The 11974-nt window shown below is 37.4% G+C and carries 13 protein-coding genes and 1 pseudogene; 6 read left to right on the forward strand and 8 right to left on the reverse strand.

From position 1 onward, the window contains the following. Both RM529_RS04580 and nadD read left to right on the forward strand, forming a co-directional pair. Nucleotides 1-254: pseudogene (locus RM529_RS04580) on the forward strand (guanylate kinase); the annotation flags it as partial. Beyond that, on the forward strand, nucleotides 251-835 hold the full coding sequence (gene nadD / locus RM529_RS04585) for a nicotinate (nicotinamide) nucleotide adenylyltransferase (RefSeq protein WP_311483570.1): 585 nt from the start codon (nucleotides 251-253) through the stop codon (nucleotides 833-835). The pseudogene RM529_RS04580 and the gene nadD, both read left to right, overlap by 4 nt. Before the next feature lie 117 nt (nucleotides 836-952). Here nadD and lysM read toward each other — a convergent pair whose 3' ends face one another. Then, on the reverse strand, nucleotides 953-1474 hold the full coding sequence (gene lysM, locus RM529_RS04590; protein WP_311483571.1) for a peptidoglycan-binding protein LysM: 522 nt from the start codon (nucleotides 1472-1474) through the stop codon (nucleotides 953-955). A 320-nt stretch (nucleotides 1475-1794) separates the two neighbouring features. On the opposite strand from lysM, the gene RM529_RS04595 reads away from it, so the two are divergent. Next, entirely contained in the window at nucleotides 1795-2790 is a 996-nt protein-coding gene (locus RM529_RS04595) for an NAD(P)H-dependent glycerol-3-phosphate dehydrogenase (RefSeq protein ID WP_311483572.1), read from the forward strand. A 354-nt stretch (nucleotides 2791-3144) separates the two neighbouring features. After that, nucleotides 3145-4812, forward strand: a complete 1668-nt coding sequence (locus RM529_RS04600) for an LVIVD repeat-containing protein (protein WP_311483573.1) — start codon at nucleotides 3145-3147, stop codon at nucleotides 4810-4812. An 88-nt stretch (nucleotides 4813-4900) separates the two neighbouring features. Here the strand turns inward: RM529_RS04600 and RM529_RS04605 are convergent, their stop codons facing one another. The 4 genes from RM529_RS04605 to RM529_RS04620 all read right to left on the reverse strand — a co-directional run bounded on the left by RM529_RS04605 (nucleotide 4901) and on the right by RM529_RS04620 (nucleotide 7253). After that, a complete protein-coding gene (locus tag RM529_RS04605; RefSeq protein ID WP_311483574.1) occupies nucleotides 4901-5296 on the reverse strand; it encodes a hypothetical protein in 396 nt (131 codons plus the stop codon). Further along, a complete protein-coding gene (locus RM529_RS04610) occupies nucleotides 5293-5469 on the reverse strand; it encodes a hypothetical protein (RefSeq protein ID WP_311483575.1) in 177 nt (58 codons plus the stop codon). Before RM529_RS04610 ends, RM529_RS04605 begins: the two co-directional genes overlap by 4 nt. Nucleotides 5470-5536: 67 nt before the next feature. After that, a complete protein-coding gene (gene pheS, locus RM529_RS04615; RefSeq protein WP_311483576.1) occupies nucleotides 5537-6556 on the reverse strand; it encodes a phenylalanine--tRNA ligase subunit alpha in 1020 nt (339 codons plus the stop codon). A 340-nt stretch (nucleotides 6557-6896) separates the two neighbouring features. Then, nucleotides 6897-7253 (reverse strand): hypothetical protein, encoded by a 357-nt coding sequence (locus RM529_RS04620; protein WP_311483577.1) that lies wholly within the window; start codon nucleotides 7251-7253, stop codon nucleotides 6897-6899. A 47-nt stretch (nucleotides 7254-7300) separates the two neighbouring features. Here RM529_RS04620 and RM529_RS04625 point away from each other — a divergent pair, with 47 nt between their 5' ends. Both RM529_RS04625 and RM529_RS04630 read left to right on the forward strand, forming a co-directional pair. Next, entirely contained in the window at nucleotides 7301-7828 is a 528-nt protein-coding gene (locus RM529_RS04625; RefSeq protein WP_311483578.1) for a CvpA family protein, read from the forward strand. 115 nt (nucleotides 7829-7943) lie between these two features. Continuing rightward, entirely contained in the window at nucleotides 7944-8795 is an 852-nt protein-coding gene (locus RM529_RS04630) for a hypothetical protein (protein ID WP_311483579.1), read from the forward strand. 430 nt (nucleotides 8796-9225) lie between these two features. Here RM529_RS04630 and RM529_RS04635 read toward each other — a convergent pair whose 3' ends face one another. The 3 genes from RM529_RS04635 to RM529_RS04645 form a co-directional block, all read right to left on the reverse strand. Then, complete coding sequence (locus tag RM529_RS04635) at nucleotides 9226-9792, reverse strand: carbonic anhydrase (RefSeq protein ID WP_311483580.1); 567 nt, start codon at nucleotides 9790-9792, stop codon at nucleotides 9226-9228. A gap of 121 nt (nucleotides 9793-9913) precedes the next feature. After that, nucleotides 9914-11494 carry a SulP family inorganic anion transporter gene (locus RM529_RS04640; protein WP_311483581.1) on the reverse strand — a complete coding sequence of 527 codons (1581 nt, stop codon included), beginning with the start codon at nucleotides 11492-11494 and terminating at the stop codon, nucleotides 9914-9916. A 155-nt stretch (nucleotides 11495-11649) separates the two neighbouring features. Beyond that, nucleotides 11650-11949, reverse strand: a complete 300-nt coding sequence (locus tag RM529_RS04645; RefSeq protein WP_311483582.1) for a hypothetical protein — start codon at nucleotides 11947-11949, stop codon at nucleotides 11650-11652. Between the last annotated feature and the right edge of the window lie 25 nt (nucleotides 11950-11974).

Here is an 11974-nt window from a genome sequence, read left to right on the forward strand (position 1 = left end):
TCAAGAATATTTATCCTGAAAAAACCCTTGCTGTTTTTGTAAAGCCTCCAAGTATAGAAGAACTGAAAATAAGGCTTAAAAAGAGAAAAACTGAAACCCCCGATAAAATTAACATGCGTGTTGCCAAAGCTTCTATCGAGCTTGCCACTGCCCCGCAATTCGATTTTATTATAGAAAATAACAATCTGGAGGTTGCCCTTGAAGAAGCCTATCACCTGGTTTCGAACTACATTGGTGTAAATGTTGAAAAATGAATAGAAAAGTAGGGTTGTTTTTTGGCACCTTTAACCCAATCCACATTGGCCACCTTATTATTGCCAACCACATGGTAGAATTCTCAGATCTTGAAGAGATCTGGCTGGTGGTAACACCTCACAATCCATTAAAGATAAAAAGTACCCTTCTGGACAATCACCACCGTCTGGAGATGGTTTATCGCGCCTGTGAACCTTTTGAAAAACTGAAACCAAGTAATATCGAATTTGGGCTGGAGCAACCAAACTATACGGTTAAAACCCTGCTACATTTACAGGAAAAATTTCCCACGAACAACTTTTGCCTCATTATGGGCGAAGACAACCTGAAAAGTTTTCACAAGTGGAAAAATTATGAAGTGATCCTGCAGAATCATAATATTTATGTGTATCCAAGAATATCGGGAGAAAAAGTTCAGAATCAATTTAAAGATCATCCAAAGATTACCAGAGTGGCTGCTCCAAGAATGGAGATTTCGGCAACTTTTATAAGACAGGCTATTTCTGAAGGTAAAAACATTGAACCCCTGCTCAGCAACCCAGTGTGGGAATATATTAAACACATGAATTTTTATAAATAGAAAGACTGTTTAAAAAAATTCCTGAGTGCTCTATTTAGCTGATTGAACCTACTTTTTTCATTGTGGAACTACAAGCTTAGAACGTCGACTGCTCTCAATGTAGCACCCTCAAAATTTCTAAACAGTCTCTTTATTATTCTTTTCTTCGGGTTGTGGTATTCGCAATACCTGGCCCGGATAAATTTTATCGGGATCTTTTAGCATCGGGGTATTTGCTTCAAAAATTATTTTGTACTTGTTGGCATCACCATAATGATCTTTCGCTATTTTGCCTAGCGTATCCCCTCTTTCCACCGTATGAAAGATAGCTTCGGGCTCCTCATCTTCCACATCCATCCTATCATCTACCTGGCCAATTCCAGCGGTATTTCCCACAACCAGTATTATCTTTTCACGCGTGGCCTGATCTTCTGCCTCGCCTGAAACTGTTGCCATGTCGCCTTCTATGGTGATATCCAGATTTTCAATATTTAAATTAAGATTTCGGATATTTTCTTCCAGCCTGGCGGCAGCTTTAGCGTTTTCCTGTTGATCTTCTTTAGCCTTACGCTCAGAGACCTCAGGGTTATTTTCGGGTTTGGACTTACCGATCCCCATAATTTTTGCCCCGGCTTCCTTAATAAAAGAAAATATACTCATATTTGAATCCTATCTGTTATTTAAGAGGAAGTTACAAAAGTGTAACAACATCTCAAGATGTTCATTATTAAAATTTTGTTAGATTTTCAAAAAGAAAAAACCACCTCGCCAGAGGTGGTTAAATAATAACCAAAAACAGAAAAAATATTCTTCTTAATTAAGAGGAACAAAAGGATAACGGAGTTAACTACAGTAAATTGTGTACAGATGCGTGACTTTTTTAAAAAATATTGAATAATTCTCAGCCGGAGAGCTTAAAAGAGGAAAGAAATGAGTATACTTAAAAATTTGCTTATTTTTGAAGGACTTAAACTAATTCTATGGATACACATCCGAGGTTTGCCGTTATTGGCGGCGGAAGTTGGGCTACTGCAATTGTAAAAATGCTATGCGAAAATGTAGAGCAGGTAAACTGGTACATGCGAAGTATTTATGCAGTGGAGCATATTAAGAAACAGGAGCATAATCCAAATTATCTGAGTTCTGTAGAATTTAATACTGATCAATTAAAGCTCAGTAATGATATTAATGTAACTATTCAAAATGCAGATTACATCATCTTCGCTATCCCCTCTGCCTTTCTGAAAAGAGAATTGGACAACCTCCAGGTACCGCTGGACGATAAAATTATTTTTTCAGCAATTAAAGGTATTGTTCCCGAAACCAGCCTTATAGTGGGAGAACATTTTGAAGAATATTATAACATCCCGTACGAGAACATTGGCGTGATCACTGGCCCCTGCCATGCCGAGGAAGTTGCTTTGGAAAGGCTTTCCTATTTAACCATTGCCTGTGCCGATGAGAAAAAGGCGCAGCTCATGGCAGACTGCCTGGGCAGTGATTATATTACCTGTAAAATTACCGATGATGTTACAGGAACAGAATATGCTTCCGTTCTAAAAAATATTTATGCTATTGCTGCGGGTATTGCCCATGGCTTAGGCTATGGTGATAACTTCCAAAGTGTGCTTATGAGCAATGCCATAAGGGAGATGAAAAAGTTCATTAAGAAGGTGCATAAAATGAAAAGAAACATTAATGATTCTGCCTACCTTGGCGACCTGTTGGTAACAGGATATTCGGTTTTTAGCCGCAACCGCATGTTCGGAAATATGATTGGGAAAGGTTATACTGTAAAAAGCGCACAGATGGAAATGAGCATGATCGCAGAGGGCTATTATGCTACAGAAAGTGCTTACAAAATCAATAAAGACAAACGTGCTAAAACTCCTATTATTAATGCAGTTTACTCTATTCTTTATGAAGGAAAGAATCCCAAAAAGGTTTTTAAAAAACTTGCAGAAAAACTGGATTAGAGCATAAATTAAAGGTTTTCTCTTTTATGACATTTTAATTTTTTTAGTCAACTGCTTCGGTCCAAGCCCACGAAGCATTAAGAAAAAATAATTTCTGCTTTCGAAGCAAGCCTCGAGCATTAAATCTCAATTATCGAGTAAAAACCAGAAAAGCAATCATTGAATCCTTAAATGAAGAAGCTATTTTGAATCACCATTATCGATGAAAAGCATCATATTGCCGATTAACGCACAAGTTTCATTTGCAAGTAGTTAAAATCTTAAAACTTTAAATTATTTGTTTTATCATTGTGCCGTAAAAGATTTACAAGCCCTAAATTTTTTACATAGATACTAACTTAACCTAAATTTAAAATGACTAAAAAATTACTTGGTCTCAGTTTCATTCTTTCTGTACTTTTTATTTCCTGTGACTCAGATGACGTACAGAATCCTTCAACACAAGAACCATCAAATATTTTCAAAAAGGAAAATAATTCTGAAGTTTTAAGAAGTGCAATAACTACAGAAGGTGTGGGTGTGATTGGCATCACCACATTTTCCGGTGCCAGAAATTCTAAAAACCAGGACGTTTCAGAAATAGGACATATTGCACTGGAACAAATCGCAACTGTAGCTCCTCCTGTGCTTGACGGACAGGCAATGCGGGCCAACCACGTTGATATAGATGGGGACTATGCTTATGTTGCCTATACTAAAGAGGGTGCTACCTATCTTGGTGGAATCGACATTATCGACATCAGTAATAAATTGGAACCAAAGGTGATAAGCAGGGTTACTTCAAACTCTGCAGATGTAAATGCCTTGTTCTACAAAGAGAACAAAATTTACTTTACCGGAGCATATAACGATCAAACAGCAGATCCTGTTCGTGCTTTTTATGGGACTGTAGAAACCGCAGGTGGAGAATTTACTTCTGACTTTACTGCACAAAAATTCAGTCTGGGACAGTCCGGGGTGGATATCCTTCCTTTCGATAACAGCTTTATTGCAGTTAGCGGTAGCGATGGTGTGATAGCCTCTTACGACTCTCCAGATTCTAACCTGAAAGCTGAAGCATCTTATAGCGACCTTAGGTCTGCTGCATATGCCAACGGCAATCTTGTCGCTTTAAGCGGAGATAACGGTTTATTGGTTTTGGACGATCAAAACCTGACAATCAAAAAAGAAATCGCTCTATCTGGTCTTGTAGCCGAATCTAAAAGAACTATGGAATTTCTTGGAAATCTTCTAATGGTTTCTGAAGGTGCTGAAGGTATTGGTATCTACAATACTGAAACAGGGGATTTAGTAACAAGGTTAGCTATAAACACTATTCCTGACGCAGAAATTGCCGAAGGTGAAAAGGTAACCAACGCAGTTTCCAGCTTAGATGACTTTATTCTTATGGCCAACGGTGGCGCAGGATTTGGAATTGCTAAACTTGATGATACGCAAACTTTAGAAGAAGAAGGAATTATTGGTATAGATGGTTCTGCGAATTACGTAAAAGCAAAAGGAGATTATATCTTTGTTGCTTCCGGAACAGGTGGGCTTCGAATTTTAAAAATGAGCAGACCAGAAGCAGACAACGGTGGAGACAGTGAAGTTGCACCAGAATTTGCAGAATGTTCGTCTTTCGACACTTACAATGAAGGTCTTTACTTTAATGTGAATTCCAATGAAGAAAAAGCATACTCTGGATCAGCGACTGTTTTATATCTAAATGTAAACGATAAATTAACTTATTGTGGAAGTCTAAACGTTCAAAATACTGTCAATATTAACAGCAACGGAGAGTTTAATATGAGCGGAGCTTTAGCTGTAGGTGCTGTAGGAAAAGATCTGGATCTAAATATAAACGACAATTCTGTACTTAGAATCCAGGGTAGTATTACCGTATATGGAAACCTAAACCTTAACAGTGGAGCTACACTGGAATTTGTTGGAGCTAACTCCTCAATTCATATTTACGGGCAGGTAAGAAGAGGAGAAAACGTGACTATCACAGGGAACTATACAGATACTTCAGATAAACTATAATAATCAATCGAAGGCTAGGTTGATAAAAGCCCCACCTGATTAATTTCAGAGGGGCTTTTTTATTTATTGCTGTTTCCTCCTGCTCTGCTTATTCTGCTAAAATCCCCTTCTTCGGGATTACAGGAATAGTTGCGACAACATCTTCAGAAATACTGTTTTTGGGAAAGAAGAATTTCTTTTCAAACATCTTGTTTTCTGCAAAAAAAGTTACCAGAAATTCGTTATTTAAAGCAGTTACCTCATCCTGCATGTATTCAATTTTGGCAAACGAATGTGGAGGTAATTTCTCCAGCTTGTGCCGCATGGTAGAAGTTTCCTTTTTGCCTTCAAATCCTCGGGCAACAATAAGAACCATTTCTATAGAAATTCCGCGGTTATTGATGATGTAGGCATTCCATTCGTCGCTTCGGAATTCTTTATTAAACTCCCTTACCACGGCCACATGAACATCTTTCACCTCAGGGATATCGATATCTTTTCTCAAAACTCCTCTTCGACTTTACTTTTTACTTTATTCCAGATAATCCAGAGTATCACTGCTGCAACAATAAACAATATTGCTCCAAAAAGAAATTCTATCACCTTTATAACAATCGTCACATAAAGGATAATTGCAAGAATAATTACCGCCAGAATAATAAAACCTGTTTTTTTCATACTAAAAAAATTACAAGTCATTTTCAGCTTTTCTGCGGCTTTGATGACTATGGATTATGCCTTGAATTTACAAAGAAGATCGGAATTGTTCCAGAAAACGAACATCATTTTCATAAAACATCCTGATATCCCCAATTTGATACAGTAACATTGCAATACGTTCTATCCCCATTCCAAAGGCAAACCCGGAATATTCTGTAGGATCAATTCCGCAGTTTTTAAGCACATTAGGATCTACCATTCCGCAGCCCATAATTTCCAGCCAGCCGGTACCTTTAGTAATCCTGTAATCAGTTTCCGTTTCCAACCCCCAGTAAATATCCACTTCGGCACTTGGCTCTGTAAATGGAAAATAAGAAGGGCGCAGGCGTATTTTAGATTTTCCGAAGAGTTGTTTTGTAAAGTAAAGCAACGTCTGCTTTAAATCTGCAAAAGAAACATCCTTATCTATATAAAGGCCTTCCACCTGGTGAAAAATACAATGGGAACGTGCAGAAATCGCTTCATTTCTAAAAACCCTTCCCGGGGAAATAGTACGTATTGGCGGCTTGTTATTTTCCATATAACGCACCTGTACCGAAGACGTGTGGGTACGCAGTAATATATCGGGATCTGTCTGTATAAAGAAAGTATCCTGCATATCCCTTGCAGGATGATATTCCGGAAGGTTTAAAGCGGTAAAATTATGCCAGTCGTCCTCAATCTCAGGTCCTTCGGAAACATTAAATCCGATATTGGAGAAAATCTCGATGATCTGATTTTTTACGACTGAAATAGGATGCCGCGAACCTATCTGTACGGGCTCTGCGGGCCGGGACAAATCCCCATAAACCCCTTTTTCCTCTTCTTTGCTTTCAAGGTCATCTTTTAAAGTTGAAACTTTTTGCTGCGCACCGGTCTTCAGTTCATTTATAGCCTGGCCAAAATCCTTTTTTTGCTCATTCGGAACATTTTTAAATTCAGCAAAAAACTGATTTAAAATTCCTTTTTTACCCAGGAATTTAATCCTGAAAGCTTCAATTTCTTCTGCCGTTTGCGCCTGAAAAGCTTCAACTTCAGCAATATATTCCTTTATCTTATCAATCATTAGGGTTTCATCTTTTTCAGAAAAGCAAATTTAAAAAAAATTGCGGCTTGAATTAGTAGTTCGTAGTTTTTTGTTCGTAGTTCGGAGGGGAACAAACTTTTACTCCTTCACTTTTTAACTCTTTTTCTGCTCTTCAGGTCGATAATTGCCATTTTTAAGCTCTCTTATAGTGGAGAGAGGAAAGTGGAAAGCGAATCTTCACTTCTCACTTATTTTCCTCCTTCACTCTTTAACTCTTTTTCTCCTCCGTAGGCCGATAATTGCCAAAGCCTTTGCCATAGTCCTGGTAAACAGGCCAGCTGTCGTTTGGGAAAGGCAGCAATGCTGCCAAAACTTCCATTTATAGAATATACTCCTTCTCCATAAAGTATTGAACTATTGCTTCTTTCATTAACACTGTTTGTTCCCCCGCCTTTAAAACCGGCAACTGTTCAAGGGTTTTGTAGTGCGGCCAGCCATCATCATCAAAAAAATCGAATTCGTAGTAACCGTAAGGCTCGAGCAGGCGGCAAATGGCAATATGCATTAGATCCAACTTATGATCTTTTTTAAACTTACGGTGAGGCTGCCCCAGTTCCTGAACCCCAATGATGTAAATTATCGCATCCAGATCCATTAATTCTCCATCTGCAAACTGGTTGGAAAGCTTTTTCTGAAGTACTTCCCAACGCTCCTTTAATTGTTCATCTCTTGCCATTTTGCAAAGATAATATTCTTACTTCATGAAATTGCTATATTTGGAATATGAATATAGTCGATATCGTTTTAGCCTTAATCTTACTCTATGGTGCAGTAAGAGGTTTTTTTAGAGGAATTTTAGCCGAAATAGCTTCCCTGGTGGGAATTGTACTCGGGATTTACGGTGCTATTCGATTCTCGCATATTCTAAGCGACCTCCTGGAAAATTATGTAGATTGGGACATGCAGTATGTAAACCTGCTCTCCTTTGCCATCACATTTTTTATTATCCTGTTCCTGGTGGCACTGGCAGGAAAAATTCTCACCAACATCGCTGCTTTTGCTGCTCTTGGCATTGTGAATAAAATACTTGGAGCGGGATTTGGGCTTTTAAAGGTGGCGTTTTTAACCAGTGTAATTATCATGTTCTTTAAATCCACCAATGAAGAAATCGACTTAATCCAGGAGGAAGCACTGGAAGAATCAAAACTATATGAACCTGTAGAACGTATTGCGCCTTTACTACTACCATCTATTCTACGGGAAGCAAGAGAGCGTAATATCCTGAATGACCTTGATGAACTTACCGAGTGATCTTTAACAACGTTGCTGTTTTCTTTTATAGAGGATTTGAAAATGGATAGACACTACGAAGGGTTTTATTTTTCCTAACTTACATTTTTAGATTAATGGCTTTAATTAAAAAAACATGGAATTGACTTGTTTCATCATAATGCCAATTAGCGATAACTCTAGTTATGCAAAAGGCCATTTTAAGAGAGTATACGACTATATTATTAAACCCGCTTGTATTTCAGCTGGGTTTAAACCTTTAAGAGCAGATGATGTTTTAAATACTAATCATATTGCATTAGACATTTTAAAAATGATTATTAGCTCAGATATGGCACTTTGCGATTTAAGTAACCAAAATCCTAATGTATTGTATGAACTAGGCATTAGACAAGCATTTAATAAACCAGTAGCGTTAATTAAAGATTCAAAAACTAATCGAGTATTTGATATTCAAGGTTTTAGAGATTTGGAATATGATGAAAATTTAAGAATCGATAACGTCAAAGAAATCGTCGAAAACCTTGCCGAAATTATGAAAATCACATATACCGAAAGAAATAATCAAGTTAATTCCTTGGTTAAATTGCTTGGTATTAATCCAGCAGAACTTTCAGATTCAACGAATATTTCGGTTGAAACGGAATTAATTTTAAATCAATTAGGTTCAATTGACAGACGATTAGATTTTATTGAAAATAAGAATAAGCATCATCAAAAATATTACTATCAGAAACCCTTAAAAGAAGAGACTTTATTTGATGACATTGATGAAAATAGCTTTAGTGATGAAAAATTTACTATTTCGGAAATAGCAAAATTAAAAGAAGGGGACAAAGTTGTTCACCAAAGGTTTGGAGCAGGAACTGTCGTGAAAATTGAAGGTACACCTGATGATTTAAATTCATTTAAAGGTGAATTTGATTTTGAAAATGGTGGGACAAAAAGACTCTTGATTAAATTCGCTAATCTTTATAAAGTACTATAGCTAACAATTAAGTGTTACTGTGGCCGGTACAGACTCATTAACGCAGTGCTGACTGAAACAATTACTTGGCGGTATAAATAGGCATTAGATAAATTTTGCCATACTCAAACCAAACCCTCCAATTATCATCCTGCGCCACGCAACCATTTGAAACAATGAGCATCTCTATATATAAACAGCCATTATAAGAAATTGTCAATTACTTATAATTCTGGGTTTATCATTCATAACATGTTCTACAAATGATGCCCCTCCAATTCAAAAAAATGTAACTACTACAAAGGTGATTTTTGGCAGAATTTACGGAATGTGCACCGTATAACTTGCAACTTGCACTCAAAAGGGACCTAAACAGCTTAATCACCTGAATTAATTCATCAAAAAAAGGCTGCCTTTGCAGGCAACCTTTCTTCATATAAAAAACTTTCTTTTACAAGAAATCTACTTTACCTGAATCCAGGTTATAATAGGCAGGTACAATTTTTACTTTTCCGCTTTCCGCAGCTTCCTTTATAATTGTAGAACGGGTTTTAAGCTCTTCGGCAGTTAACTGCGCGTTTTTCTTCACCACATCATTTACCTCAGCATCCGTACCAGACGCCGAAATTGCCGGAGCAATATGAGAAAGAAGATGGTTTAAATTATAACCGTTATCTCCCCCGCTCATAGCAGCAGTAACAGCACCACAGCTCTCGTGGCCCATTACTATAATAATTTCGGTGCCCAAATGTGCTACCGCATATTCCATACTTGCAATAGAAGAACTATTTGCAACATTTCCGGCTACACGCACAGTAAATAACTCTCCCAGGCCGCTATCAAAAGCAAGTTCCGGCACTACGCGGCTATCTGCACAGCTTAAAACAATTGCGTATGGTGATTGCCCCTGGGTCAATTCTTCCCTTCGGGATTTATCCTGTAATTTACTTTCTTTTTTATCGGCGGTAAAACGTTCGTTACCTTCTTTTAGCCTGTCTAATATTTCGTCTTTTGTCATAATTTCTTTTGATTTTTAATTCTCGCTCCTGATAGTATCTGATTTTTTCCAACAACAAAAATACTTGATCCACTACTGTTGTCCTTAATTAGAATATCAAGACTTCTTTTTTACTTTTAATTTATGCCGGTTTCTTTGCTCTTTTAAAAAACTCCTGATAACTATCAGGGTTTTCAATTACTCCCCGTTCTGAAATGATTTTGATGGAAATGTTCTTTTCAGCTGCCTTGATTTTAAAATCGTCAAGGATTTCAATAATGTCACTGTCCAGGTAGGTGGACTTTGTAACATCTAAGATAAGAATGGAATCTTTTTCAAGATTATTAAGTTCTTTTATAATTGCACCCTTATTTATAAAGGTAACCTCTTCAGCTAAAGTCATTTTAACTGTTTTATTTCCGTTCTGCTGATTTTCCATATGCAGGAAATAAGAGTTCTGATAGGATTTAATTAATATCACCACAATCCCGACAATCAATCCTAAGCTAATACCAATAAGCAGGTCTCCAAACACAATTCCCACAATAGTGACTATAAATGGAACAAACTGCTTCCATCCTGCCTGGAACATTTGCTTGAATAAAGCTGGCTTAGCAAGCTTATAACCCACAATAAATAGTATTGCAGCAAGTACTGAAAGTGGAATATAATTTAAAATATTCGGAATAATAATTACTGAGATTAACAACAGAAAACCATGAAGAATTGCAGACATTTTAGTTTGTCCCCCAGATTGAATATTTGCCGAACTTCTAACTATCACCTGCGTAATAGGAAGCCCACCAATGAGACCTGAAAGGATATTACCGCCTCCCTGTGCAAAAAGCTCCCTGTTGGTAGGGGTGGTCCTTCTATGAGGATCCAGCTTATCTGTTGCTTCCACACACAAGAGAGTTTCAAGACTTGCTACCAATGCAATGGTAAATCCTGTAACCCATATCTGTACCGTGCCAATCATTTCAAGAGAAGGAGTTGTAAATTGTCCTATAAATGAATCAAAACTGTCGGGAACTGGCACATTTACAAGATGTTCAGGAGAAATAGACCATACTGAAGAAGAATCTGCAGTAAACAAATAATACAGAATTCCTAATACCACGGCTACCAGAGGCCCTTGTACCAATCGGAAAATTTTTGCTTTTTTGGTTAATACAACATCCCAAAGAATTAGAATTGAAATACTAATTAGTGCAATTAAAGTCGCCCCGGGACTAATGTTATTCACAGCATTAAAAATTTCAGAAAATGTATTTTCCCCGTCAACCTGGAAAAACGCCCAGTCGCCCTGGGGATCATCGTCGTATCCAAAAAAATGAGGGATCTGCTTAAGGATAATGATAATACCTATACCAGTAAGCATTCCCTTAATCACCGATGAAGGAAAGTAATATCCTATTATTCCGGCTTTTAAAGCACCAAAACCTACCTGGATGATACCTCCAATAACCACGGCAAGTAATAAATTCTCATAGCCTATATCGGTAATAGCGGCCAGAACTATTGCTGCCAGTCCCGCCGCAGGTCCACTAACTCCAAGGCTGGAGCCACTAATGGCACCAACTACAATACCTCCAATAATCCCGGCAATAAGTCCGGAAAAAAGAGGTGCCCCGCTGGCAAGTGCTATTCCCAAACAAAGAGGGATGGCAACAAAAAATACAACAATACTTGCGGGTAAATCTTTATTAAGATTTTTAAACATAATATCTACAAATTATAAGCAGTTTTTTCTCTGCTTTAAGTGAATAACAAAAATTGAAAATGAGGAATATGAAAATTGATGTGCTATAAATTTACAGCATCAATATCCCGTCTGGTCTTTAAACCAATTGTAGGAATCCTCTAAAGGGTAGAATACTATGCTCTTTTTGGAGGCGGGGAGACCACTTCCAGAAATACATTGTGGTAATTTAAGTGATAATAATGATCAACAACCTTTCGCTCCTGTAAAAAGTGGATACTCTCGTAGTTGGAGTGATGGTTTTCTTCAAAATTAAATTCGAAGAAATTATATCCTGAAGGAGTTTCTTCTTCATTGACCAGAAAAGCCGCAGAAACATCGACCGATTTGTCTATGCACACCACAATAGTTGGCGTTGCAATAAACACCAGGAAGATGAATGATAGTATGTAAGCAACTTTTTTCACGAAAAGCAAAAATAACATATTTTTACTAACGATC

Source organism: Autumnicola edwardsiae, assembly GCF_031846505.1.
Taxonomy (GTDB): domain Bacteria; phylum Bacteroidota; class Bacteroidia; order Flavobacteriales; family Flavobacteriaceae; genus Autumnicola; species Autumnicola edwardsiae.